The 22,520-nt window shown below is 60.4% G+C and carries 25 protein-coding genes; 14 read left to right on the plus strand and 11 right to left on the minus strand.

The features are described 5' to 3' along the window. Positions 1–18 precede the first annotated feature (18 nt). The 4 genes from argH (at position 19) to V6R85_RS12020 (ending at position 5,878) form a co-directional block, all read left to right on the plus strand. Entirely contained in the window at positions 19–1,419 is a 1,401-nt protein-coding gene (gene argH, locus V6R85_RS12005; RefSeq protein ID WP_087745924.1) for an argininosuccinate lyase, read from the plus strand. Positions 1,420–1,513: 94 nt separating this feature from the next. Then, positions 1,514–1,717, plus strand: a complete 204-nt coding sequence (gene lptM, locus V6R85_RS12010) for an LPS translocon maturation chaperone LptM (RefSeq protein ID WP_020012158.1) — start codon at positions 1,514–1,516, stop codon at positions 1,715–1,717. Between the two features lie 13 nt (positions 1,718–1,730). Continuing rightward, entirely contained in the window at positions 1,731–2,999 is a 1,269-nt protein-coding gene (gene lysA / locus V6R85_RS12015; RefSeq protein ID WP_111833916.1) for a diaminopimelate decarboxylase, read from the plus strand. Positions 3,000–3,178: 179 nt separating this feature from the next. After that, positions 3,179–5,878: a TIGR02302 family protein gene (locus tag V6R85_RS12020; RefSeq protein WP_111833917.1), complete on the plus strand. Its 2,700-nt coding sequence runs from the start codon at positions 3,179–3,181 to the stop codon at positions 5,876–5,878. Between the two features lie 264 nt (positions 5,879–6,142). Here the strand turns inward: V6R85_RS12020 and V6R85_RS12025 are convergent, their stop codons facing one another. From V6R85_RS12025 to V6R85_RS12035, 3 genes are all read right to left on the minus strand, one after another. Next, positions 6,143–6,502, minus strand: coding sequence for a response regulator (locus tag V6R85_RS12025; RefSeq protein WP_003509924.1), 360 nt, complete (start codon positions 6,500–6,502; stop codon positions 6,143–6,145). Between the two features lie 142 nt (positions 6,503–6,644). Continuing rightward, positions 6,645–7,187, minus strand: coding sequence for a hypoxanthine phosphoribosyltransferase (gene hpt / locus V6R85_RS12030; protein ID WP_080864771.1), 543 nt, complete (start codon positions 7,185–7,187; stop codon positions 6,645–6,647). Between the two features lie 68 nt (positions 7,188–7,255). Then, on the minus strand, positions 7,256–7,927 hold the full coding sequence (locus V6R85_RS12035) for a DUF3426 domain-containing protein (RefSeq protein ID WP_065695115.1): 672 nt from the start codon (positions 7,925–7,927) through the stop codon (positions 7,256–7,258). Between the two features lie 199 nt (positions 7,928–8,126). On the opposite strand from V6R85_RS12035, the gene ftsE reads away from it, so the two are divergent. The 4 genes from ftsE (at position 8,127) to V6R85_RS12055 (ending at position 11,541) form a co-directional block, all read left to right on the plus strand. After that, on the plus strand, positions 8,127–8,786 hold the full coding sequence (gene ftsE, locus V6R85_RS12040; protein ID WP_003497447.1) for a cell division ATP-binding protein FtsE: 660 nt from the start codon (positions 8,127–8,129) through the stop codon (positions 8,784–8,786). Continuing rightward, on the plus strand, positions 8,779–9,786 hold the full coding sequence (locus V6R85_RS12045; protein ID WP_003509918.1) for a cell division protein FtsX: 1,008 nt from the start codon (positions 8,779–8,781) through the stop codon (positions 9,784–9,786). The genes ftsE and V6R85_RS12045 overlap by 8 nt, the downstream gene beginning before the upstream one ends. Positions 9,787–9,913: 127 nt before the next feature. Then, on the plus strand, positions 9,914–10,630 hold the full coding sequence (locus V6R85_RS12050; RefSeq protein WP_003509916.1) for a YdcF family protein: 717 nt from the start codon (positions 9,914–9,916) through the stop codon (positions 10,628–10,630). Between the two features lie 113 nt (positions 10,631–10,743). After that, positions 10,744–11,541, plus strand: a complete 798-nt coding sequence (locus V6R85_RS12055) for a lysophospholipid acyltransferase family protein (protein ID WP_003509902.1) — start codon at positions 10,744–10,746, stop codon at positions 11,539–11,541. Here V6R85_RS12055 and V6R85_RS12060 read toward each other — a convergent pair. Then, positions 11,514–12,065 carry a gamma-glutamylcyclotransferase gene (locus tag V6R85_RS12060; protein WP_003509900.1) on the minus strand — a complete coding sequence of 184 codons (552 nt, stop codon included), beginning with the start codon at positions 12,063–12,065 and terminating at the stop codon, positions 11,514–11,516. The genes V6R85_RS12055 and V6R85_RS12060 overlap by 28 nt on opposite strands. A gap of 49 nt (positions 12,066–12,114) precedes the next feature. Between V6R85_RS12060 and V6R85_RS12065 the strand changes: the two genes are divergently transcribed. Further along, positions 12,115–13,116: a DUF2125 domain-containing protein gene (locus V6R85_RS12065; protein ID WP_080866936.1), complete on the plus strand. Its 1,002-nt coding sequence runs from the start codon at positions 12,115–12,117 to the stop codon at positions 13,114–13,116. Between the two features lie 171 nt (positions 13,117–13,287). Here the strand turns inward: V6R85_RS12065 and V6R85_RS12070 are convergent, their stop codons facing one another. From V6R85_RS12070 to V6R85_RS12085, 4 genes are all read right to left on the minus strand, one after another. Further along, positions 13,288–14,217: a prephenate/arogenate dehydrogenase family protein gene (locus tag V6R85_RS12070; RefSeq protein ID WP_111833918.1), complete on the minus strand. Its 930-nt coding sequence runs from the start codon at positions 14,215–14,217 to the stop codon at positions 13,288–13,290. Next, the gene (gene hisC / locus V6R85_RS12075; protein WP_003509893.1) at positions 14,217–15,323 is read right to left on the minus strand and encodes a histidinol-phosphate transaminase; all 1,107 of its coding nucleotides are present in this window, start codon (positions 15,321–15,323) and stop codon (positions 14,217–14,219) included. Before hisC (V6R85_RS12075) ends, V6R85_RS12070 begins: the two co-directional genes overlap by 1 nt. Before the next feature lie 149 nt (positions 15,324–15,472). After that, positions 15,473–16,579 carry a histidinol-phosphate transaminase gene (hisC, locus tag V6R85_RS12080; RefSeq protein ID WP_111833919.1) on the minus strand — a complete coding sequence of 369 codons (1,107 nt, stop codon included), beginning with the start codon at positions 16,577–16,579 and terminating at the stop codon, positions 15,473–15,475. An 83-nt stretch (positions 16,580–16,662) separates the two neighbouring features. Then, a complete protein-coding gene (locus V6R85_RS12085; RefSeq protein ID WP_003509892.1) occupies positions 16,663–17,424 on the minus strand; it encodes a class I SAM-dependent methyltransferase in 762 nt (253 codons plus the stop codon). Between the two features lie 105 nt (positions 17,425–17,529). On the opposite strand from V6R85_RS12085, the gene gloB reads away from it, so the two are divergent. Both gloB and V6R85_RS12095 read left to right on the plus strand, forming a co-directional pair. Continuing rightward, positions 17,530–18,300, plus strand: a complete 771-nt coding sequence (gene gloB, locus V6R85_RS12090; RefSeq protein WP_003509891.1) for a hydroxyacylglutathione hydrolase — start codon at positions 17,530–17,532, stop codon at positions 18,298–18,300. Further along, a complete protein-coding gene (locus tag V6R85_RS12095) occupies positions 18,300–18,740 on the plus strand; it encodes a cupin domain-containing protein (RefSeq protein ID WP_020012174.1) in 441 nt (146 codons plus the stop codon). The genes gloB and V6R85_RS12095 overlap by 1 nt, the downstream gene beginning before the upstream one ends. Positions 18,741–18,947: 207 nt before the next feature. Here the strand turns inward: V6R85_RS12095 and V6R85_RS12100 are convergent, their stop codons facing one another. Continuing rightward, entirely contained in the window at positions 18,948–19,721 is a 774-nt protein-coding gene (locus V6R85_RS12100) for a DUF3108 domain-containing protein (RefSeq protein WP_003509889.1), read from the minus strand. Between the two features lie 35 nt (positions 19,722–19,756). Beyond that, complete coding sequence (locus V6R85_RS12105) at positions 19,757–19,975, minus strand: hypothetical protein (protein ID WP_162695482.1); 219 nt, start codon at positions 19,973–19,975, stop codon at positions 19,757–19,759. Here V6R85_RS12105 and rpmB point away from each other — a divergent pair. The 3 genes from rpmB (at position 19,974) to V6R85_RS12120 (ending at position 21,516) form a co-directional block, all read left to right on the plus strand. Further along, the gene (gene rpmB, locus V6R85_RS12110) at positions 19,974–20,264 is read left to right on the plus strand and encodes a 50S ribosomal protein L28 (protein ID WP_003509888.1); all 291 of its coding nucleotides are present in this window, start codon (positions 19,974–19,976) and stop codon (positions 20,262–20,264) included. The genes V6R85_RS12105 and rpmB overlap by 2 nt on opposite strands. 164 nt (positions 20,265–20,428) lie before the next feature. Next, complete coding sequence (locus V6R85_RS12115; protein WP_003509887.1) at positions 20,429–21,067, plus strand: queuosine precursor transporter; 639 nt, start codon at positions 20,429–20,431, stop codon at positions 21,065–21,067. A 113-nt stretch (positions 21,068–21,180) separates the two neighbouring features. Continuing rightward, positions 21,181–21,516: a pentapeptide repeat-containing protein gene (locus V6R85_RS12120; protein ID WP_020811446.1), complete on the plus strand. Its 336-nt coding sequence runs from the start codon at positions 21,181–21,183 to the stop codon at positions 21,514–21,516. Positions 21,517–21,519: 3 nt separating this feature from the next. Here V6R85_RS12120 and V6R85_RS12125 read toward each other — a convergent pair whose 3' ends face one another. Next, positions 21,520–22,497, minus strand: coding sequence for an esterase-like activity of phytase family protein (locus V6R85_RS12125; RefSeq protein ID WP_031234115.1), 978 nt, complete (start codon positions 22,495–22,497; stop codon positions 21,520–21,522). Positions 22,498–22,520 lie beyond the last annotated feature (23 nt).

A 22,520-nucleotide genomic window follows, 5' to 3' on the forward strand; every position in this document is an offset into this window, starting at 1 on the left:
TACTCCAGGGCACTTAACATGGCTGACGGCACAGATCAGAAATCCTCCAACCAGATGTGGGGCGGACGTTTCGCTTCCGGGCCATCTGCCATCATGGAAGAGATAAATGCCTCCATCGGCTTCGACAAGAAGCTTTACGCCCAGGATATCCGCGGCTCTATGGCGCATGCCGCCATGCTGGCATCTAAAGGCATTATTTCGCCGGAAGATAAAGACAAGATCACCGATGGCCTGAACACGATCCTGTCAGAGATCGAAACCGGCAGCTTCGAGTTTTCGCGCAAGCTCGAAGATATTCATATGAACATCGAAGCGCGGCTCGCAACGCTCATCGGCACGGCAGCCGGCCGCCTGCACACCGCCCGCTCGCGCAACGACCAGGTGGCGCTCGATTTCCGCCTGTGGGTGAAGGAAGAATTGCAGAAGACCGAGGGCATGCTGACCGCGCTCATCGCCGCCTTCCTCGATCGCGCCGAAGAAAATGCCGATACGGTCATGCCCGGCTTCACCCATCTGCAGACAGCCCAGCCCGTCACCTTCGGCCATCATTGCATGGCCTATGTGGAAATGTTCGGCCGTGACCGCGCCCGCGTGCGCCACGCCATCGAGCATCTGGATGAAAGCCCGATCGGTGCTGCCGCTCTTGCCGGCACCGGCTACCCCATTGACCGCCACATGACGGCGAAGGCGCTCGGCTTCCGCGAGCCGACCCGCAACTCCATCGACACCGTCTCCGACCGCGATTTCGCGCTGGAATTCCTGTCGATCGCCTCGATCTGCGCCACGCATCTGTCGCGTCTCGCCGAAGAAATCGTTATCTGGTCGACGCCGCAATTCGGCTTCATCCGCCTGTCGGACGCTTTTTCCACCGGCTCGTCGATCATGCCGCAGAAGAAGAACCCTGACGCAGCCGAACTGGTGCGCGCCAAGACCGGCCGCATTAACGGCTCGCTGGTGGCGCTTCTGACGGTCATGAAGGGCCTGCCGCTCGCCTATTCCAAGGACATGCAGGAAGACAAGGAACAGGTTTTCGATGCTGCCGAAAGCCTGGAACTGGCGATTGCCGCCATGACCGGCATGATCCGCGATCTCGAAGTGCGCAAGGACCGCATGCGCGCGGCCGCCGGTTCGGGATATTCCACCGCCACCGATCTCGCCGACTGGCTGGTGCGCGAGGCGGGCCTGCCCTTCCGCGATGCCCACCATGTGACCGGCAATGCCGTGGCTCTGGCCGAAAAGAAGGGCTGCGATCTGGCCGATCTTTCGCTGGAAGACCTGCAGGCGATCCATCCGGCCATTACCAGCGGCGTTTTCGACGTTCTTTCGGTCGAGGCATCGGTCGCCAGCCGCACCAGTTTCGGCGGCACGGCCCCTTCGGAAGTGCGAAAGCAGATCGCCTGGTGGCGTGGACGCAACTGATAAATCTGCGTTACGCTGCGATCACAAGAAACAGGGTGCACAAGCGCCCTGTTTTTCGTTATCAGAGAGGCACATATTTCCTTTGGACAGGCTCATGCTTTCAAAAACCGCGCGCAAAATCATCGTTCCCATCGGCATGACGCTCGCCGTCAGCCTTGCTCTCAGCGCCTGCGGGCGTAAGGGCGATATCGATCCACCGAGCACGCCGGTCGAAATGCGCAACAAACGCGCCGCCGATGGAAGCGAGCCGAAGCCGGCAACGGCTGAGCGTCCGTTCATTCTCGACAAGCTCCTCTGACGGGTAAAAAGCCGTGAACCATTTTGGCTATATCGACGGCGTGTTGCACGCCGAAAACGTGCCCGTGCCTGAGATCGCCAAGGCGGTGGGCACGCCCTTCTACGTCTATTCGACCGCGACGCTGGAGCGCCACTACAAGGTGTTCTCAGGCGCTTTTGCCGATGTGGACGCCATGGTCTGTTACGCCATGAAGGCCAATTCCAATCAGGCGGTGCTGAAGACGCTGGCGAAGCTCGGCGCGGGCATCGACGTCGTCTCCGGTGGCGAATTGCGCCGCGCGCTTGCAGCCGGCGTGCCGGCAAGCCGCATCATGTTTTCCGGCGTCGGCAAGACCGTGGCGGAAATGGATTACGCGCTGGATGCCGGCATCTACTGCTTCAACATCGAATCCGAGCCGGAGCTGGAAGTCCTCAACCTGCGCGCCGTCAAGGCCGGCAAAAGGGCGCATGTCTCCTTCCGCATCAATCCTGACGTGGATGCGCGCACCCACGCCAAGATTTCCACCGGCAAGAAAGAAAACAAGTTCGGCATCTCCTATGAACGCGCCCGCGCGGTCTATGCCCATGCCGCCACCCTGCCCGGCATCGAAGTCACCGGCATCGACATGCATATCGGCAGCCAGATCACCGAATTGCAGCCTTTCGAGGATGCCTTCCGGCTGCTGCGCGAACTGGTCGAGGCGCTGCGCACCGACGGACACACGATCAGTCATGTCGACATCGGCGGCGGTCTCGGCATTCCCTACCGCGACGACAACAACCCGCCGCCGCTGCCGGATGCCTATGCACATATCGTCAAGAATGAACTGAAGAGCCTCAACTGCAAGATCATCACCGAACCTGGACGCCTGATTGTCGGCAATGCCGGCATTCTGGTGACGGAAGTGATCTATGTGAAGGATGGCGGCGAAAAGACCTTCGTGATCGTCGACGGCGCGATGAACGATCTCATCCGCCCCACGCTTTACGAAGCCTATCACGGCATTCGCCCGGTGGTGCAGCCTGCGCTGGATGCCCCTCGCATCAAGGCCGATATCGTCGGTCCCGTCTGCGAGACGGGTGACTACCTGGCGCTGGACCGCGAGATGGCCGCACCGCAGCCGGGCGATCTCATCGCCGTCAGCTCCGCCGGCGCCTATGGCGCGGTGCAGGCCGGCACGTATAATTCGCGCCTGCTGGTGCCGGAAGTGCTGGTGAAGGGTGACAAGTTCCACGTCATCCGCCCGCGCGGCACCTATGAAGAGCTGATCGCTCTCGATTCCGTACCCGTCTGGCTCGATTGATTTCGCCTGTCGCACCGCGTGACCGATCACAATCAAGCGAAGTTGCCTAAAAAATGGGGGTGAGCATCCGCTTGCCCTCGTCTTCGCCACAAAGAATGTTATCCTTGCGCCTCAGGATACAAGCAGCTCGCCGTTCCGGGAATGGCGTTTGACGTGGCCAGAACCGGGAGAACGGATTGATGACCACAACCGGAGAGGACAGGACAGGCAGAAAGCGCCCGACCGGCGCATTCGCACAGCGGCCGGACCTTGCCCGTCTGGTTGCCGCCAAGCGCTTCTTCGCGAAAATCGTGCTGCTCTGCGAGAAAATCGCACCGAAAACCCTGTGGCCGCTCTCCATCGCCGCCGTGTTTCTGGCGCTCGCCTGGTTCGGCCTTTACCGGCACATGCCGGATTTCCTACGGCTTGGCATCGTTTTTGTGCTGGTTTTCAGTTTTATCGCCACGCTTCTGCCGATCCTCAGGCTGAAATGGCCGACGGATAATGATGCGTCGCGCCTCCTCGAGGATCGGAACGGTCTCGCGCACCAGCCAGTCGGCGTGCAGGAAGACGAACCTGCCTTTGACACACCATTTTCCCGCACACTCTGGAAAGAACACCAGATTCGCATGGCGGAGCGCATCGCCGCGCTCAATGCCGGCCTGCCGAAACCCGATATCGCCCGTTATGACCGACTGGCGCTGCGCGCCATTCCGGCACTGCTTCTGGTCACTGCTTTCGGTTTTTCCTATTCCAACGGCGCGGGCACCGTTGCCGATGCTTTCCGCAGCCGGCCGGTCGTCGGTCCGCTCAATCCGGATATTCGTCTCGATGCCTGGGTCACGCCGCCCGCTTATACCGGCCGCGCACCGATTTTCCTGACCGGGCGTGACGCAACCAACCGCGACGCGGTTTCCGTGCCGCAATCCTCCAAGCTGACGATCCGCATGACCGGCGGCGATGGCGGCGAGGAGGTGACCTTCGAACCGGAAATGGCAGGCGCATTGCAGAAGCTTGCACCGGAAGCGGCGCGCGCCGACAGTGCAAGCGGCGAGGTCGCCGTTCAGGCGCCGGTGCGTTCGGCGGATCAGCCCGTCGCGCCGCGCACCTTCGCTATGGATGTCACCGAAAGCGGCATGATTACCGCCAATGGCGAGCAATGGGTCTTCAACGTCATTCCCGACCAGCCGCCCAGCATCGCCTTCGACAACATGCCGCGCCGGGCCGTCAACGGCGCGCTGGAAGTGGGCTTCACGGCCAAAGACGATTACGGCCTGAAGGAAGCCCATGCGATCATCGAGCCGCTTGGCGTAGCGGAAGGCGCAACCGCACTTTACCCGGCGCCGGAATTCAAGCTCGATCTGCCGCGGCAGAACAATCGCGAAATCAAGGGCCTGACCAGCCGCAACCTGACCGAACATCCGATGGCGGGCAAGCGCGTGCGCATCACGCTGGTGGCGACCGACGGCGCCGGCCAGACCGGCCGCAGCCCCGCGCATGAAATGGTGCTGCCGGGCCGTAACTTCTCCGAACCGCTGGCGGCCTCCATCGCCGAACAGCGGCAGATTTTCTCACTGGACACGCGCCAGATGCCGAAGGCCATCGCCTATAACGAGGCGGTGGGCCTGCGCCCGGAAGAGACCATTCCCAACACCACGCATTATCTCCTGCTGCAATCGGCGCAGACCCGCATGCGGCTCGCCTATAATGAGGAGATGCTGAAGGATACAGCGGATTACCTCTGGGAAATTGCGCTCGGCATCGAGGATGGCGACCTTTCGCAGGCAGAAAAACGCCTGCGCGATGCGCAGACCGCGCTTTCGGAAGCGTTGCAGCGCAATGCCTCCGACGAGGAGGTCGCCAAGCTGATGCAGGAACTGCGGGAAGCGATGCAACAATTCATGAACGAGCTTGCGCAGCGCATGCAGAACGCGCCGCAAGCCAACATGAACCAGCAGGCGCAGAACGTGCTGCGCCAGCGCGATCTGGAAAACATGATGAACCAGATCGAGAACCTCGCCCGCTCCGGCAACCGCGACGCGGCGCAGGAAATGCTTTCGCAGCTGCAGCGCATGATGAACAATCTGCAGGCAGGCAGGCCGCAGCGTCAGGGCCAGCAGGGGCAGCAGCAGAGCAGCAAGATGCGCCAGCAGATCGACAAGCTGGGCGAAATCCTGCAGCAGCAGCAGAAGCTGATGGACGAGACCTTCAAGCTCGATCAGGCGCTGCGCGACCGCATGCAGCGCGGCGACCCGCAGCAGGGCGGCGAAAGCGAAGACGAGCAGCAGATGGGCGAAAACGGCCAGCCGCCGCAACAGGGACAGCAGGGCCAACAGGGCGAAAATGGCCAGCAGGGTGGGCAGCAACAGTCTGACCAGATGACTGCGGAGCAATTGCGCGAAGCACTGAAAAACCTGCGGGCGCAGCAGGATGCACTCGGAAAGCAGCTCGGAGAATTGCAGCAGGGTCTTCGTGATCTCGGCATGGAACCGGGCGAAAACTTCGGCAAGGCGCAGCAGGAAATGCAGGGCGCCGGTGAAGCGCTGGGCAAGGGCCAGGGCGAACAGGCCGTCGAAGGCCAGGGCAATGCGCTGAACGCTCTGCGACAGGGCGCGCAGGACATGATGGGCCAGATCATGCAGGCCATGCGCCAGCAGGGTCAGCAGCCCGGGCAAGGTCAGGAAGGCATGGCCGGACAGGGTGGCCAGAACGGTCGCGACCCGCTCGGCCGTCCGCGCAGCACCACCGGCCCGGATTTCGGCGATCAGGTGAAGGTGCCTGACGAGATCGACGTGCAGCGTGCCCGCGAAATTCTCGAGGCTATCCGTGAAAAGCTCGGCAACAACCCGCCGGGGGAAATCGAGCGGCGTTATCTGGAGCGGTTGCTGGATATCAAGTGAGGCGCATGCCCGGTTTACTCCGTGCGCTCCAGTACAGCCAGTTTTAAAGGGTAAAGTTTCTCGGTCATGCCGGACTTGATCCGGCATCCAGCAGACGCGCGTCTGCGCGGCGAGACGACTCTTTTCAGCCCAAGTCCTTGGGCTGGCTGGATCCCGGCTCAAGGCCGGGATGACGGAAGTGGAAGCGGAAAGACCATCGGGTAAGTCTGGTCAACAAAAAAGGCGGCCCGACGGCCGCCCTTTTTAAATTTCTATGACCTTCGCTCAGGCCGCGAGCGCACGGGCGACAGCCTTGCGGATATCGGGAAGCGCGAAGGGTTTGGAAACCACATCGACAATCTTTTCGGCCAGATCGTCGGCGCGTTCGCGCTGTTCGGCATAACCGGTCATCAACAAAATGCGCATGGCCGGGAAGCTTTCGGCGGCGCGGTGCGCCAGCTCGATGCCATCCATGACCGGCATGCGGATATCCGAAAGAAGAAGATCGAAACTGGTTTCCTGGAGCTTCTCCAGCCCCTGCTCGCCGTCTGCCGCCTCATGGGTCTCGTGACCGTCGAGACGCAGGGCGCGGGCGACAAAAGCCCGCAATGCATCCTCATCTTCGGTAATCAGAATCTTCGCCATCAATCATTGCTCCTGGGCATCATTTCCAGCCGTGAGCAACATCGCAGGCTCCTCTTTTCAAGAGGTAAACACCCAGGCTTTGGCTGGGTGAATGGTTAATGAGGCGTCTCCGCCCTGTGCCGTTCCGGCACGGGAGAAGTAGTCAGGCGTCGCCGGTCACGACGCCGACGAAAGGCAGTTCGCGGAAGGCATAGGCCACGTCCATGCCGTAACCCACGACGAAATAATCTGGACATTCGAAACCGACATAGTCGGCCTCCAGATCTTCCTTGCGCTTCACCTTCTTGTCGAGCAGCACGGCGATGGTGACGTGGCGCGCGCCGCGCTCATAGAGCAGTTCCTTGGCGAAACGCAGCGTGCGGCCGGATTCGAGAATATCGTCGATCAGGAGCACATCACGGTCTTTCACGTCGCTGTCGATATCCTTGACGATCTTCACGCCCTGCGAAACCGTGCCGGTGCCGTAGCTCGACAGCGTGATGAATTCGACTTCGGGCGCAAGGCCGCTGTCATGCAGCGCGCGGATAAGATCGGCCGCGAAAATGAACGATCCCTTGAGCACGGCAATGACCAGCAAATCCTTGGTCGGGCCGCTGGCAATGTGCTTGGCCATGTCGCGATTGCGCTCGGCGATCTGCTCGGCGGTATAAAGCGGCTCGATATTTTTTCCACGGACGACGGGCATTCTTACTCCTGTGCTGCGCCTTGCCGATTTTACCTTTCAGTAAAAATAGAAGACAGGCGTTAGCACAGTCAGCGTTCGGACGCACCCGCCTCGACGAAGGAAAGCTTGATCTCTGGCGTTTTTCCACCGGGATGGCGCAGTTTTGCCGAAAAACCGTGGCTGAAACCGGGCTGCATCTCTTTCACCGGCGGCTCGATGACCATGCTGGCCACCAGCTGCCCCTTGGCGGCGAAGAGATCGGCGCGAAGGGCCGGCACCTCTTCCAGATTGCCGCCATTGTTTTCCACGATGCCGTTGATGAGCAGAATATCCATGCCGCCCGCTTCCTGCGGGGTCACGGTAACATGGGAAATGGCGAGCGGGCTGACCGGGGCCGCGGCGGCCGTCTTTTCCGGTACTACGACCGAGAGACCACCCGAGCATACGAAGACAAAAATAGCGAGGCCGGCCACCAGTGCCGAATAGGCATCCGCCGAAAGGCGCGACAATCTGCGATCCACCCAGCCGATGAAGGCGAGGCCCAGCATGGGGAGGGTAATGGGCGGCTTTACCGCCTGCCGGCGCGCTGCGCCACGATTGTCATTTCCGGGCTGGCGCGCACGGTTTTCCTTGATGGTGACAAATTCAGCGTCTACCACGTCGCGGTCGGGATTTGCCGCCCGCGCCGAACGACGCACCGGCGTTTCCGGCATCAGGAGGTCAAAATCGAATGCCGCTTGCCGGCGAGATGAACGGAACATAGCCATAGAATTCCCCGGTCAGGTTTTCCGGCCCGCAAAACTGGGCATTGCAACGAATCCTGCCAAGTTTTAAATTTAATTGGTTAATGCTTCGCAAAAACGGCTCGCACGGGTCACCGGATCCGGGTTAACCCCCGACACCGAACCCAACGCGCCAGCGGCTTGCGAACCACCACGAAACGAAGAGACTGGAAGTCCGTTGATCCATTTCGAAAATGTCGGGTTGCGTTACGGCATGGGACCCGAGATCCTGAGGGATATGACCTTCGACATTCCCAAGGGGTCATTCCAGTTTCTGACCGGCCCGTCGGGCGCAGGCAAGACGACGCTTCTGCGCCTGCTTTTGATGTCGCTGCAGCCGACGCGCGGCAATATCCGCATGTTCAACCGCGACGTGTCGCGCATTCCGCGCAGCGAACTGCCCATGCTGCGCCGCCGTGTCGGCATCGTGTTTCAGGATTTCCGGCTGCTGGATCATCTGACGACCTATGAGAATGTCGCCCTGCCGCTGCGTGTGCGCGGCAAGGAAGAGAGCGCCTATCGCAACGACGTGATCGAGCTTCTGAAATGGGTCGGGCTCGGCGAGCGCATCAATGTGCTGCCGGCCATTCTTTCCGGCGGGGAAAAGCAGCGCGCCGCCATTGCCCGCGCGCTGATGGACCAGCCGGAAATATTGCTGGCCGACGAACCGACCGGCAACGTCGATCCGCCCATGGCCAAACGCCTGCTCAACCTCTTCCTGGAGCTCAACCGGCTGGGCACGGCCGTCGTCATCGCCACCCATGATTTTGGCCTGATGGACCAGATCGATGCGCGCCGGATGATCCTCACCGAAGGGCGGCTCGATATCTATGAATGAGATCAACCGCAAACAGCTGAAACCGGAAGCCGCGCAGCCGAAGCGCCCGCCCATGCGCATCCGCCCCATGGCGCCCATCCTGCCGCCCTCCAACATTCAGGGCAATGCGCTGATGGTGGTGATCGCCATCATGGCCTTCCTTGCCTGTCTGACGCTCGGCGCGGTCTCCATGGTGCGCGCCACCGCCGCCACCTGGCAGAGCCAGATTTCCCGCGAGATTACCATTCAGATCAAGCCCGAGGACGGGCTGGACATGAATGCGGCACTGAACAAGGCGCGTAATCTGGCGCTCACCTTTGTCGGCACGCGGGATGGCACGATCCTCGACGATGCAGCGACATCGCGCCTGCTGGAACCATGGCTCGGCAGCGGTCTCGACCTTTCCGAACTTCCCATTCCGCGTCTCGTCGTCATCACCATCGATGAAAGCAATCCGCCCGATTTCCAGGCCATGCGGGATATGCTGAAAGCGGAAATCCCGCAGGCTTTTCTCGATGATCACCGCACCTGGGTCGACAGGCTGGTCTCCATGGCCAGAACTACAGTCATGATCGGCGTCGGCGTCCTCATCCTCGTTTTCACGGCCATGGTGCTGACGGTGGTGTTCGCCACGCGCGGCGCGCTTTCCGGCAACCGGCATATTGTCGAGGTGCTGCATTTCGTCGGTGCCGAAAGCAGCTTCGTGGCGCGCGAATTCCAGAAGCACTTCCTGAAGATCAGCCTCAAGGGGGCAGCGGCAGGCAGCGCACTGGCAGCCGCCGTGTTCCTGGTCGCCGGCTTCTGGCAATCGAGCACGGTCGCCACACCGCAAAGCGATCAGGCAAGCGCGCTTTTTGGCTCGTTTTCGGTCGGACTCGGCGGTTATCTCGGCATCGCCATGACGATGATCATCATCGCGCTTCTCACCACCATCACGGCGCGCATGACCGTTATCCGCACCATCGATGATATTGACCGCGTCCGCTCCGATCCATCGAAAAGTGACGGCCTCGCGTCGTGAGGATACCACCGGACTCCTGCGGTAAAACTGAAACGTCACAGGCCGGATGTAACCTGCAGACGGTGGACAAAAATGCCTGTCCCTTGCCTTAATCGGCGAGTATTCAGGAGGAATGTTTGTGAGTCGGATGGACCAGGATCAGACGACGGCGCGGCCGGCCAGAAAGGGCCTGTTGTCGCGGCGTGGTCCTTTGCGCCGTTTTATTCGCGGCTTCATCCTGCTCTGCGTCGTTCTTCTTGGTGTTTTTTCAGGCGGCTTCCTGTGGTTTGCCGATTCCGTCGCCTCCATGCGCCCGCCGGAAGGGGCGAGAGGCGACGCCATCATTGTGCTCACCGGCGGCTATCAGCGTATCGAACAGGCGGTCGGCCTGCTCAGGGACGGCGTGGGCAAGCGGCTTTTGATATCAGGCGTCAACCCCGCCACCACCCGCTCGCAGATTCGCAAGATGACTCAAGGGTCATCCGACATGTTCTCCTGCTGTGTGGATATGGGCTACAAGGCCATCGACACGATCGGCAACGCCAATGAGGCGGCAAGCTGGATACGTGACCACAACTATTCCTCCATCGTCGTCGTCACCAACAATTATCATATGCATCGCAGCCTGCATGAATTGCGCAGCGCCAGCCCGCAGACGGAATTCATCGCCTATCCCGTCATCAGCGCCGATCTCGCCCGCACCAACTGGTTCGTGGAGCCGGATGTGGTGAGAACCATGCTCTACGAATATCTGAAGTTCGTGGCTGCGGCCGGGCGCGACCTCACCGGCTTCGGCAAGGGCGACGGGCTGCGCAAGGCAGCCGCCGACCACTCCACCCCGAAGGTGGCGACCGCTTCGCCCTGACCCGCGAGAACACCCTTGCTGCGGCCCCTTGTTTTCGTGTAGGCGTCTGGCATCGGCATCCGGCATCGAGGCGCTCAAAGTTTCGGAACGGCTGCATCCCGGGAAGGCTGTTGATGCTCAAGCTGCGCTCTTTTCTTTTCAATACGCTGTTTTATCTCAACCTGATTGTCCGCATGATCGTGCTGACGCCGATCTATTTCATCCTGCCCCGCAAGATCGCATTCGAAATTCCCAAGAATTGGGCGCGGTCCAACCATTGGCTGATGAAAACCATCGTCGGCACCACCTTCGAGATCGAGGGGCTGGAGAACATTCCCGAGACCGGCTGCATCTTTGCGCCGAAGCACCAGTCCTTCTGGGATACCTATGCGCTGCTACCCAATCTGCCGGACCCCGTTTACATTCTGAAGCGGGAGTTGATGTGGATTCCGCTGTTCGGCTGGTATGTGATGAAACAGCGCATGATACCGGTCAACCGCGCCGCACGCGGCAAGGTGATGCTGAAGGTCATGGAGCGGGCGAAAGAGGAAATGGCCGCCGGCCGCGAACTCATCATCTATCCCGAAGGCACGCGCCGCCCGCCGGGCGCCGAGCCTGAATACCGTTACGGTATCGCCCGGCTTTACCGCGATCTGCAGGTGCCGGTCATTCCCGTTGCCATGCATCCCGGCCTGTTCTGGCCGCGCCGTTCCACGATGCGCTATCCCGGCCATTTCAAGGTGCGTATCCTGCCGGCCATCGAGCCGGGGCTGGACCCCGATGTGTTCTTCAAGCGTCTGATCGATGTGACGGAAAAGGCGAGCGACGAATTGCTGCTGGAAACCGTGCGCAACAATCCCCACCTGCCGCTGCCGCCGACTGCCGTAAAGCGGATCGCTGAACTTCAGGGCAAGGAAACCACGGCCGGCTGAGCGGCGAGCGTGCCGACATTTTTGGCAATGCTTTCCAGCAGTGAGTCGCGAATGCCCATCTCCTGCAGATGCTGCACGGTGTTGAAGACATAATCCGTATTCGGCCCGGACCGGCCCGTTGCCGCCGCGACGATGGTCGCCGATTCGGCAACGCCGAGACCGCCGATATATTGCTCATGCGCGGGGTCGGCCACATAGGTCACGGCGCTGCCGCGCCTGCCATCTGACAGTGCGATGGAAACCATCCGCTCCTTGTAGACATTGGTCACCAGTTCGCGCTCGCGCAGATAGACCATCACGGGGTCGCGGTCTTGTCCGCGCACGCGGAAGGCGACGCCGAGGCAGGAGCCGCCGCGCTCCAGACCGAGAACGAGACCGGGCTTTTCTTCCGTACCTCTATAGAAGTTGGAACTGATGCAGAGCGAGCGCCGATAACCGTGCAGCCGCGCCTGCTGCCTCTCCTCGAAGGCAAAGCCGGGGTTCCACATCAACGAACCGTAGCCAAAGACCCAAAAATCGTCCATATCCCAAGCCAAATCAAAATTCCCTGAAGTCTGTTCATCGGAGATCAATATGGCAGCGTCAAGCCAATCCGGCACGACCAAAAAATTCCTCTGGCTCGCCATCGCCATTGTGGTGGTCATCGGACTTTACACTGCCGGATGGTTTTATGCCGCCGACAGGCTGAAACAGACGGTGCTGAACGTCATTTCTCCTTCGCAGGCCCGCAGCGTCAGCGGGGAATGCGGCGATATCGCCTTCAAGGGTTATCCCTTCCGCATCGGCCTCTTCTGCTCGAAGGTGACGGTGGATGACAGCCAGAACGGCGTTTCCGCTTCCTTCGGCGAACTTCGCTCGGCGGCGCAGGTCTATAATCCCGGCCATATCGTCTGGGAACTCGATTCGCCCGCGGAAATCCGTTCCGCCCACGGCCTGACGATTTCGGCTGCCTGGAAGAACATGCAGTCCAGCATCGTCACCAAACTGAAGGGCATTGACCGCAGCTCGCTCGTCATCGACGGACTGAAGGCGCAGGCGGTTTCCTCGGTCACCGGCCAGACCATCGATTTTGATGCCGTCAAGACGGAAATGCATCTGCGCCAGAACGGGGCCGATCTCGACGGCGCAATCACGCTCACCGATTCGGCGACCGTCATCAAGGACTGGCCGCAGGTTCTTCCCCGCCTCGATGCCATCGTTGATGTCACGCTCGCGGGCAAGGCAGGCATGGTGGATGGCAGCGACAAGTCGGGTCTCTATGGCGCAAGCGGCGAGCTTCGCCGCCTGGTGGCCGATATTGGCGAGGGCCGCACCATGCGCATCAGCGGCCCCTTCTCTTTCGACAATGAGGGCTATCTCTCCGGCCAGTTCAAGCTTGAGATCGAAAAGCTCGGCTCATGGTCTGATAATGCCAAGCAGGCCTTTCCGCAGCTGCAATCCACCATCGATACGGCCCGCAAGCTGCTCGGCGCGCTCGCCGGAGGTGGTGACCGGGCGTCCGTCGATCTCGTGGTGGACCGCGGCCGCGCCACGGTCAGCGGCTTTATCCCGCTTGGAAAGATTCCGCCGATCTGAGGGATTGATTTATACTCGACGTCATCCTCGGGCTTGACCCGAGGATCCATGCGCGTCGGATCGTGGATCCTCGGGTCAAGCCCGAGGATGACGACGGGGAGGCTTTGGCACTTTGCCGGCGGGCGTTATGGGCCGGATCAAATCCCACCACGACTATAAGCGAAATGCGCCTTACTTCTTCTGATCCAGCGCATGACGCCCGAAGTCCGGCGCATCGACATCCTGACCGGCCTGCACGATAGAGCGGCGGATGGCGCGAGTGCGGGAAAACAACTCGAACAGCTTGTCGCCCTCTCCCCAGCGGATCGCCCTTTGCAGGGAGGCGAGGTCTTCGGAAAACCGCGCCAGCATTTCAAGGATGGCATCCTTGTTGTGCAGGCAGACATCGCGCCACATGGTGGGATCGGAGGCGGCCAGACGGGTGAAGTCACGGAAACCAGAGGCGGAATATTTGATGACTTCCGATTCGGTCACCGTCTCCAGATCATCCGCCGTGCCGACGATATTGTAAGCGATGATGTGCGGCAGATGCGAAACGATCGCCAGAACCTTGTCATGGTGTTCGGCATCCATTTCATCGACACGGGAGCCGAGCGCGCGCCAGAAATCCTTGAGCTTTTCCAGCGCCGCCGCATCCGTGCCCGGCAGCGGCGTGAAGATGCACCAGCGGTCGCGGAAGAGGCCGGCAAAACCGGCATCCGGGCCGGATTTTTCCGTACCCGCCAGCGGGTGGCCGGGAATGAAATGCACGTTATCAGGCATATGCGGAGCCATCTGCGCGATAACCGAGGCCTTGGTGGAGCCGACATCGGTAACGATAGCGCCCGGTTTCAGATGCGGCGCGATCTGCTGCGCCACGCTTTCCGACGCGCCAACCGGCACCGAGACGATGACGAGATCGGCGTCCTTGACCGCCTCCGCCGCCGAAACGCTGTAATCCGTGCCGAGCGCCAGTTCTTCCGCCCGTTTCAGCGTCTCTTCGCTGCGCGTGGAAATCGTCACATGGCGGGCAAGACCCAGTTCCCTGATATCGCGGGCAATAGACGAGCCAATCAGGCCGATGCCAATCAGCGCGATGCGTTCAAACATGATCTCAGCCATCACGCCTGCCCCATGAACTCGGTAAGAGCAGCGATGACGCCGAGATTGGCCTCTTCAGAACCGACGGTCATTCTCAGCGCATTCGGGAAGCCGTAACCGCGCACTGCACGCAGAATATAACCGCGGCGGCTCAGGAACTCGTCGGCATCCGTTGCCCGCTTGCCGTCCTGATCCGGGAAATGGATGAGGATGAAGTTGGTGACGGATGGTGTGACGGTGAGACCAAGGCCGGTAAAGGTCGTGACCAGCTTTTCCATCCACAGCGCGTTATGCGCCACGGCCTTCTCTACGAAGGCCTGATCGCGGATCGCAGCGGCACCGGCAGCAATGGCCGGCGCGCTCATGTTGAATGGGCCGCGCACGCGGTTCAGCGCATCGATGATGGCGGCGGGACCATACATCCAGCCGACGCGCAGGGCGGCGAGACCATAGACCTTCGAGAAGGTGCGGGTCATCACCACGTTGCGGTTGCCGGATACCAGCTCAAGCCCGGCCTCGTAGTCGTTCTTGCGGACATATTCGGCATAGGCCGCATCCAGCACCAGCACGACATGTTTCGGCAGGCTGGCCTGCAGGCGGCGGATTTCCGCAACGGGAACATAGGTGCCGGTGGGATTGCCGGGATTGGCGACGAAAACCATCTTCGTCTTCGGCGTCACGGCGGCGAGGATCGCATCCACGTCCACCGCGCAGTCCTTTTCCTTCACCGTCACCGGGGTCGCGCCCGCGCCCATGATCTGGATCTTGTAGACGAGGAAACCATGTTCGGTGATGATCGCCTCATCGCCCGCGCCCAGATAGACGTGGCAAAGCATGCCGAGCAGCTCGTCCGAACCGTTGCCGCACATGATATTCGCAATGTTGAGACCATGCACGTCGGCAATCGCCTGGCGCAGCGCAATCGCCTGTCCGTCCGGATAGATTTCCAGATGGCTGGCCGCGGTGCCGAAGGCCTCTATGGCTTTCGGGCTGGGCCCAAGCGGCGTTTCATTGGAGGAGAGCTTATAAACCTTCGCAACACCGTCCACATGTTCCTTGCCGGGAACATAAGCAGCGATATCCAGAATACCCGGACGCGGAACAGGTTGGCTAAGCTCTGCACTCATTTGATCGACCTTTGGAAAAACGCCGGAGAACCCGGCAAAAGCAATGCCGGAGGCATTAGACCGGAATGGGTGTTTTGTCGAGGGTCAGAGGCTTTCCCTGTTTCGCGACAATGCCAAACAGTGCGATCCGCTCGAACGGGATCTGTTCGTCAGGCCTGCCCCATGAACTCTGCAAGGGTCGCCATGACGCCGAGATTGGCCTCTTCCGAACCGACGGTCATTCTGAGAGCATTGGGGAAACCGTAGCTGCGCACCGCACGCAGAATATAACCGCGGCGGCTCAGAAACTCATCCGCATCCGCCGCACGCTTGCCGTCCCGGTCGGGGAAATGGATTAGCAGGAAATTGGCGACGGACGGCGTGACGGTCAGGCCGAGCGCGGTGAACGCATGGGTCAGCTTATCGCGCCAGAAAAGATTATGCTCGATGGTCGTTTCCACAAAAGCCTGATCGCGCAAGGCAGCAGTGCCGGCGGCAATCGCGGGTGCATTCAGGTTGAACGGGCCACGCACACGGTTAAGCGCATCAACGATGTCCGCCGGGCCGTACATCCAGCCGATACGCAGTGCGGCAAGACCGTAAGCTTTGGAAAGCGTGCGGGTCATAACGACGTTGGGCCTGTCCGACACCAGCTCAAGGCCGGTTTCATAGTCGTTCTTGCGCACATATTCGGCATAGGCCGCATCGATCACCAGAAGAACATGCTTCGGCAGGCTGGCCTGCAGGCGGCGAATTTCCGCGACAGGAACATAGGTGCCGGTGGGATTGCCTGGATTGGCGACGAACACCATCTTCGTCTTCGGCGTCACCGCCGATAAAATAGCGTCCACGTCGACGGTGCAATCCTTCTCCTTGACCGTAACAGGTGTTGCTCCCGCTGCAATGATCTGGATTTTGTAGAGGAGAAAGCCGTGCTCGGTAACGATCGCCTCGTCACCCGCGCCAAGATAGACCCTGCAAAGCAGTTCCAGCAACTCGCCCGAACCATTGCCGCAGATAATATTGGCGAGGTTGAGACCATGAACCTCAGCGATGGCGCAGCGCAGCGCAGCCGCGTGACCGTCCGGATAAAGTTCCAAATGGGCGGAAGCCGTGCCGAAAGCCTGTATCGCCCTGGGGCTCGGCCCAAACGGCGTTTCGTTGGCGGAAAGCTTATAAACCTTGGCGACGCCATCGACATGTTCCTTTCCGGGAACATAAGCGGCGATATCGAGAATACCCGGACGCGGAACAGGTTGGCTTAGCTCTGCGCTCATTTTTATCGGCCTTAAAAAAAGTCGGAGAACCCGGCAAAAGCAATGCCGGAGGCATTAGACCGGAATGTGCGTTTTGTCGAGGGTTAGCGCGGCTTTCCCTGCTGCACGGCGGCGCGGGTGGTGGGCACCCCCTGCGGCGCCAGAACCGGCACGAAAACCCGACGCGAAGCACGCTGCGTGACAGGCAATCCCTGATAGAGGCGTTTTTGCGCTTCCACCACGATGACACCGGAAAATAGCGGCCACAGCCGGCGACCGGTATGCTCGAGATAACGACGGAATTTCAGCACCGGCCGGCTTGTGGTCGGCGGGAAGAACAGCGCCTCGGCGGAGGCGCCCGGTGTGAAATTGGTTTCTCGCAAAAGAGCCGTCAGCTGCCCGCGCGAATAGGGCCTTCCGGAACCGAAGGGCGTATGTTCCATGCGCGCCCAGACGCCGCGGCGGTTCGGCACCACGATGACGAGGCGGCCACCCGGCGCCAGCACCCGCCACAGTTCCTTGAGGCTTTCGCGCGGATTTTCGGCAAATTCCAGCGCATGCACCATCAGGACACGGTCTATCGACGAATCAGGCAGCGGCAGTTCCTCATCGAACACCAGCGCGGTGGAAGAAAGCTCGCCCGCCGGCCAGTTCACCGCCCCCTGCCCCGCCGGCATGAAGGCGAAGGTGCGCTCCGTATCGTGGCGGAACCGCTCCAGAAACGGCACGGCATAACCCAGCCCGACCAGACGCTCTTCCGGCAAAGGCGGCCAGAGCGTCGAAAGCGCCATGGTGATCGCCTGCTCGGCCGAACGGCCAAGCGGAGAATGATAGAATTCGCGCAGATCGACGATATCGGTATTCATGGCGAGAATGTAGCATCAGGCGGTTGGACTTCAAGGCGTCTGCCCTTACATTGAAGGTCAGGCGGGCGAATGCGCCGGTTTTGGCCGGCAAATGGAGAGGATAAGATGAAACCTTTGGAAATAGACGTCTTTCTTTGCCGCAGCGACAATTTCGGGGTTCTCCTGCATGACCCCGAAAGCGGGGCGACCGCCGCCATCGACGCCCCGGAAGAAAGTCCTATCCTGCATGCTCTCGACGGCCACGGCTGGAAGCTCACGCATATTTTCACCACCCACCACCATCAGGACCACGTGGAAGCCAATCTGGCGCTGAAGGACAAGTTTCAGTGCGAAATTCACGGTCCCTATGATGAGGCTGTTGCAATACCCGGGCTCGACCGCTCGCAGGCCGATGGCGACGAATTCGAATTCGCCGGTCGCCGCGTTCAGATCATCGCCACACCCGGTCATACGGCGGGACATATCTGTTATTATATGCCGGATGACGGGCTGCTGTTTGCCGCCGATACGCTGTTCGCCATGGGCTGCGGTCGCCTGTTCGAACGCCCGGCGGCGGATATGTGGCACTCCTTCCAGAAACTCATTGCCCTGCCGGATGAGACCAAGGTCTATTTCGGCCATGAATATACGCTGACGAATGCCCGTTTCGCCTTGACCGTCGATCCCGACAATACCGTGCTGCGCGACCGCGCGGAGCAGGTGGAAAAGGCGCGGCAGGCGAATGAATTTACCATTCCCACCAGTATCGGGCTCGAAAAACAGACCAATCCCTATATGCGGGTGGCCGATCCCGGCATCCGCAAATATCTTGGCCTGGAAAGCGCCACCGATGCCGACGTCTTCGCGGAAATCCGCACGCGCAAGGACAATTTCTGATGGGAACGGATATATCCGCGCAGGCGATCATTCGTGAACTGGGGCTGGAGCCGCATCCCGAGGGCGGTTTTTACCACCAGACTTTCCGTGACAAGGCCGGCGGCGAGCGCGGCCACTCCACGGCGATCTATTATCTCCTGGAAAAAGGCGACCGCTCGCACTGGCATCGGGTCACCGATGCGGTCGAGGTCTGGCACTATTATGCCGGCGCGCCGATTGCGCTGCATCTTTCGCAGGACGGCCGGGAGGTGCAGACCTTCACGCTCGGCCCCGCCATTCTGGAAGGCGAGCGCCCGCAGGTGATCGTTCCCGCCAATTGCTGGCAATCGGCCGAAAGCCTCGGCGATTTCACCCTCGTCGGCTGCACCGTCTCGCCGGGCTTTGCCTTTTCGAGCTTCGTCATGGCGGAACCCGGCTGGTCGCCGGGTGATGCGGCGTAACCCTGAGAGCAATCAAAAGCCCGGTCGTGCTCCGCTTGTTTCTTCTCCCCGCCGGGGAGAAGTCCGCGGCAGCGGGATGAGGGGGAAACGGTAGCGATATTCGGAGAGGGTGCCCCCTCATCCGACCCTTCGGGCCACCTTCTCCCCGAACGGGGAGAAGAAATACGCGGCAACGCCTGCTTTCAATTGCCCTGCCATCAATCTTGGTCAGCCGCCGTATTTCGTGGCGGTAATATAGACCTGTCCCACCCGCGTCGGAATGATGGCGTAGACCGGCGCATAGACATCCATGTTGTTGGATTTCGCAAACCAGATCTCCATCGAAATGGATTTCAGATATTCGATATCCTTGCGTCCCTGCCGATAGCCCGACTTCGGCACATAACGCGCCTTGCAGACGATGGCGTCGCCATTAAAACCATTGGTCTTGAACGGCTTGGTGCCGCTGGAGCTCAAAACGAGATCCAGCCGCGATTCGCCGTCATAGATCGGCAGGCGAGTCGGGCAGATGCGGCCGCCCGCGGGAATGATGAGACCGGAAATCGGATCGAGAACCGAGCGCAGATCGCGGTCCTTCACGTCAACCCAGTTGTCCGGCCGCGCCTTAGGCTCGGGTTTCACTGTCGTCGATGTGACGTTGCCGTTGCGATAGACGACGTCATAGGTGCGCACCCGCTTGCCGTCCTTGTAGACCAGCGAATATTCATTGGCCTGCAGCCGGTGGCCGCGCTTGGCGCCGGAAACCGTCGTTTTGCCGGAAATATCCTTGAGGATGCTGGCAAGGCCGGCGGCGCTGAAGGAACCGGAGATCGAATAATTCGGCCCATCCATGCGAGTCGAAAAACTTGCCCGCGCAATCGGCAAAATGCCGAGATTGATGCTGTATTCGCTTGTGTGGCGCGCTTCGGCGGCGAGCGAGGGGGAGACACCCGCAAGCGCCATGGTAGCGGCCATGAAAATGCTTTTTCCTCTGGCAATCATTTCGATATCACCTTAAAAGAGGCGCGGAAGCGGCCTTATCGGGCGACCATATACGCTGACTTGTGGCAATAAAAAAGCGGACGACGGTTGAAAACGCCGGAATTTCCTTTGATTTGCTCGCGGGCGGCTTGACTGTTAAGTCCCGTCTGACTATAGAACCGCAACTTTCCAATCATGGCCAGTTGGATTGCCACCCCGGTTTTGCCGGTGGCGAGCCAGTGGTGAAACAGACGAAACGAAATAGGTGTACCCATGTCCCGTGTATGCGAATTGACCGGCAAGGGCGTCCAGACGGGCAACAACGTCAGCCACGCCAACAACAAGACCAAGCGCCGGTTCCTTCCGAACCTCTGCCAGGTCACGTTGATCTCCGATGCTCTCGGCCAGCGCTTCCGCCTGCGTGTTTCCGCAGCCGCTCTGCGCTCCGTTGAACACCGTGGCGGCCTCGATGCCTTCCTTCTGAAGTCCGGCGAAAACGAACTGAGCATGCGCGCTCGTCTCCTGCGCCGCCAGATCGCCAAGAAGACTGCTGAAGCTGCTTAATAGCGGTTTCGATATCATCTGATATTCAGAGGGCTTGAATGGCTTTTGCCGCTCAAGCCTTTTGTTTGTTTTAGATTTTCGTTGCATCGAGTTTTGCGGAAACCGTTTGAGACGTTTCGCGCCGATGCTTGGCTCCAACTGGTGGCATCACCCAGGATAAAAAAATGCCCTATCTGCGCTATACGCTTATCTATGTTCTGCTGATGACGCTCGTCGTCGTCGCGTCCAATATTCTGGTGCAATACCCGCTCTCCGGCTCGCTGTTCGGCGTCAATCTCGGCGACCTCCTGACCTGGGGCGCCTTCACCTATCCGATCGCGTTCCTTGTTACAGACCTGACCAACCGCCAGTTCGGCCCGTCCATCGCGCGTCGCGTCGTGCTTGCGGGCTTCGTCGTCGGCGTCACGCTGTCCTTCTGGACATCCATCCCGCGCATCGCTGTTGCTTCCGGCACCGCCTATCTCATCGGCCAACTGCTGGATATTTCCGTGTTCAACCGCCTGCGCCGCCAGCGCTGGTGGCATGCGCCGCTGGCCGGCTCGATGCTGGGCTCGGTGCTGGATACGGCTCTGTTCTTCTCCATCGCCTTTGCAGCAAGCTTCTCCTTTGTCGGCCCCAATGATGCCTTCGCCATCGAAAACGCGCCGCTGCTCGGCATCTTCGCTCTGGAAGCCCCCCGGTGGATTTCCTGGGCGCTGGGCGATCTTTCGGTGAAGGTCCTTGTCGGCCTCGTCATGCTGCTGCCTTATGGCGCGCTGATGAACACGCTGAAGCCCATGCCAGGCACCGCCAAACCGAGCTGATACTTTCCGTCAGCGAGATTTGAGGCCGGGGGATGCATGATCAGATCACGCTTGCAAACCCACGGGTGGCGTTGCAATCTGCCGTCCGTGGCAAAGCTCGGAGGCGGATCGGCATGCAGATCAAGGACGTTATCGACATTGTGGATGCGACGAGCGCCACGCTTTCGGGCTCCAGCTTCGATAACGTCAATCTGTCGGGGACGGTCTTCAACAATGTCAATCTGGCCGGCACACGCTTCAATGACATCAACTTTTCCGGTGCGTCGTTTACGGACAGCAACATGTCCGGCTGGTCGATCGATGACGTCAATTTTACCGGACTGAAGCTGAGCAACACGAACCTCTCCGGCGCGCAGATAACCGCGTGCCGAATGACCGGCATGAAGATCGACGGCATTCCGGTCGAGGATCTCCTGGCTGCCTACAAGGCGGCACAGGAGCAGGCCTGATATTCACTCCACCAGCTTGAATTCCAGCATCAGATTGCGCTGGAGAAACGAGTGGTTGTCATCGGAAACGATGATGAGGCGCGTGGAACCGTCCGGCCCCTTCACCACATCCATGCCTTCCATATTGTCGATCTGGTAGGCCATGCCCGCTTCCATGAGGATTTCGCCATCCACCACCGCGCCCGGCCGGATATCCGCCCCGCGGATGCGGCGGATGCGCATGCCCACACCTTCGGCGAAGTTGAAGCGCCGCTCGAGAAGCAGCAGATCGCCGTTTGGCAGGAAAGCGCCATCAGTCACGTCGAATGAGGGGTGATGGGTAACGGCAAATGTGCCCTTGAGCGGGCCTTCCAATATGGCGGCAAGAAGATTGCCGTCGGTATCGATGCTCTTTTCGGCCACCACGACGAGAGCGCCGGCGAGCGGCGAATCGGCCGGCGATACAGCAAGCGCCTCCATGCCGCCATTATGGCGCAACTCGTTATTGGGGATGAGATGCGGCAGGCGGTCGAGCGGTTTCGAGGTAGCGAAGCCTGGATCGGGATAGATATCGATCCTGTGACGTTGCTCGTAACTGACCAAAACCTTGCCGTCGCGTAGCGCCAGCCCTTCGGCATCCATCTCCATCTTGCGCGGCGGTTCGCGGCCGCTCATATCCAGCATGGGGGTGATACGGACTTCAGCAAGGCCAGACAGCGCCCCGACAGCGTCACGCGTGACTCTGCCCGTCAGCCAATGGCCGGTATCCAGCACCGCAATAAAATCCTCACCGTTTGGGCGGAAGCGGATGGAGGATATGGCCCCGAACAGTTTTTCCGGCGCGCTCATCACCATGCCGCCGACAAATTCCAGCTTGCCGAAACGTTTCTCGCTGGTGCCGACTTCGAAAGAAGACAGAAGACGCGCACTCACCGGCACATCGATGGTCGAAGCGCCGATGGAAACCGGGAACAGCGATGCGGCCGCCAGAATGGCGGCCATTGAGAGCGTTTTACAGGCGGAGA

The organism is Agrobacterium sp. CCNWLW32, assembly GCF_037083425.1.
Lineage (GTDB): Bacteria > Pseudomonadota > Alphaproteobacteria > Rhizobiales > Rhizobiaceae > Agrobacterium > Agrobacterium radiobacter.

Coding starts and splice junctions, on each gene's coding strand:
- V6R85_RS12050 (WP_003509916.1), top strand. CDS start 9,914: ATGGACCAGGATCAGACGACGGCGCGGCCGGCCAGAAAGGGCCTGTTG.
- V6R85_RS12060 (WP_003509900.1), bottom strand. CDS start 12,065: ATGGACGATTTTTGGGTCTTTGGCTACGGTTCGTTGATGTGGAACCCC.
- V6R85_RS12085 (WP_003509892.1), bottom strand. CDS start 17,424: ATGAATACCGATATCGTCGATCTGCGCGAATTCTATCATTCTCCGCTT.
- rpmB (WP_003509888.1), top strand. CDS start 19,974: ATGTCCCGTGTATGCGAATTGACCGGCAAGGGCGTCCAGACGGGCAAC.
- V6R85_RS12055 (WP_003509902.1), top strand. CDS start 10,744: ATGCTCAAGCTGCGCTCTTTTCTTTTCAATACGCTGTTTTATCTCAAC.
- V6R85_RS12020 (WP_111833917.1), top strand. CDS start 3,179: ATGACCACAACCGGAGAGGACAGGACAGGCAGAAAGCGCCCGACCGGC.
- V6R85_RS12120 (WP_020811446.1), top strand. CDS start 21,181: ATGCAGATCAAGGACGTTATCGACATTGTGGATGCGACGAGCGCCACG.
- V6R85_RS12045 (WP_003509918.1), top strand. CDS start 8,779: ATGAATGAGATCAACCGCAAACAGCTGAAACCGGAAGCCGCGCAGCCG.
- lptM (WP_020012158.1), top strand. CDS start 1,514: ATGCTTTCAAAAACCGCGCGCAAAATCATCGTTCCCATCGGCATGACG.
- V6R85_RS12115 (WP_003509887.1), top strand. CDS start 20,429: ATGCCCTATCTGCGCTATACGCTTATCTATGTTCTGCTGATGACGCTC.
- V6R85_RS12125 (WP_031234115.1), bottom strand. CDS start 22,497: ATGGCCGCCATTCTGGCGGCCGCATCGCTGTTCCCGGTTTCCATCGGC.
- V6R85_RS12035 (WP_065695115.1), bottom strand. CDS start 7,927: ATGTTCCGTTCATCTCGCCGGCAAGCGGCATTCGATTTTGACCTCCTG.
- V6R85_RS12025 (WP_003509924.1), bottom strand. CDS start 6,502: ATGGCGAAGATTCTGATTACCGAAGATGAGGATGCATTGCGGGCTTTT.
- V6R85_RS12105 (WP_162695482.1), bottom strand. CDS start 19,975: ATGGGTACACCTATTTCGTTTCGTCTGTTTCACCACTGGCTCGCCACC.
- V6R85_RS12100 (WP_003509889.1), bottom strand. CDS start 19,721: ATGATTGCCAGAGGAAAAAGCATTTTCATGGCCGCTACCATGGCGCTT.
- gloB (WP_003509891.1), top strand. CDS start 17,530: ATGAAACCTTTGGAAATAGACGTCTTTCTTTGCCGCAGCGACAATTTC.
- argH (WP_087745924.1), top strand. CDS start 19: ATGGCTGACGGCACAGATCAGAAATCCTCCAACCAGATGTGGGGCGGA.
- hisC (WP_003509893.1), bottom strand. CDS start 15,323: ATGAGTGCAGAGCTTAGCCAACCTGTTCCGCGTCCGGGTATTCTGGAT.
- V6R85_RS12095 (WP_020012174.1), top strand. CDS start 18,300: ATGGGAACGGATATATCCGCGCAGGCGATCATTCGTGAACTGGGGCTG.
- V6R85_RS12070 (WP_111833918.1), bottom strand. CDS start 14,217: ATGGCTGAGATCATGTTTGAACGCATCGCGCTGATTGGCATCGGCCTG.
- hisC (WP_111833919.1), bottom strand. CDS start 16,579: ATGAGCGCAGAGCTAAGCCAACCTGTTCCGCGTCCGGGTATTCTCGAT.
- V6R85_RS12065 (WP_080866936.1), top strand. CDS start 12,115: ATGGCAGCGTCAAGCCAATCCGGCACGACCAAAAAATTCCTCTGGCTC.
- hpt (WP_080864771.1), bottom strand. CDS start 7,187: ATGCCCGTCGTCCGTGGAAAAAATATCGAGCCGCTTTATACCGCCGAG.